This is a genomic window from Streptococcus sp. GMD6S (assembly GCF_000297015.1).
In genome coordinates, this window is sequence record NZ_AJRH01000374.1 from 1 (window position 1) to 879 (window position 879).

The following is an 879-nucleotide window of genomic DNA, read 5'->3' on the forward strand; positions in this document are numbered from 1 at the left end:
AGACGGGTCATGAGACTCTTGAGGTTGATATCGTCTGGGCTGATGCCATTCATCGGAGAAATAAGGCCATGCAAGACATGATAGAGTCCGTGGTATTCTTGGATATTTTCCATAGCAGCCACATCGCGACTATCCTCTAGCACCAAGATGGTTGTCTGGTCTCGAGTCGGATCCGTACAGATAGAGCAAGGATCGTCATCAGTCAGGCGACCGCAGATGGAACAGTAGGTCAGCTCTCTCTTAGCAGAAAGGAGATTTTTAGCAAATTCATTGACATCGTCATCAGACATTCCAATAGTATAGAAGGCCAGACGGGTAGCCGTCTTAATCCCGATACCCGGTAACTTCGAATAACTGTCAATTAGCTTGGCAATAGGTGTTGGATAAAGCATATGTTCCTTTCTAATTCATTGGATGATGTTGGTTATAGAGGTTGATAATATCGCGCGCAATGGAAGGTCCGACACCATTTGTAAGGTTGGTGTTATGAGGAAAGACAACAGCTACAGCGATTTGAGGATTATCTGATGGTGCATAGGCCACAGCATTAGTATTGTTAGCTTCTTGACCTCCCGCAACATAACTCTCGGCAGTACCAGTTTTTCCACTAATGGATACCGCTGCGCCATTTGAAAAGGCACGACCGGTTGTCAAAGCACTACCACCATGTGACACTTGATAAAATCCTTGTTGGAGGATGGAAACATCAGACTCAGAAATATTAATTTTATTCATTTCCTTGGTTTCAACAGATTGGATTAAGTTCCCTAAGCCACCTTGTTCGTTGTTTCCATAAATCCCCTCAACAATGTGGGGGGCAATCCGAACACCGTTGTTGGCAATAGTTCCAACGTACTGGGCCAATTGCATTGGGGTGTA

2 protein-coding genes are annotated in these 879 nt (G+C 44.7%); both read right to left on the minus strand.

Going from position 1 to position 879, the window contains the following annotated elements:
• Positions 1-392 (minus strand): recombination mediator RecR (recR, locus tag GMD6S_RS11775; protein WP_000966751.1); only part of this gene is annotated, 392 nt, incomplete at its 3' end.
• 10 nt (positions 393-402) lie between these two features.
• Positions 403-879 (minus strand): penicillin-binding transpeptidase domain-containing protein (locus GMD6S_RS11780; protein WP_008296356.1); only part of this gene is annotated, 477 nt, incomplete at its 5' end.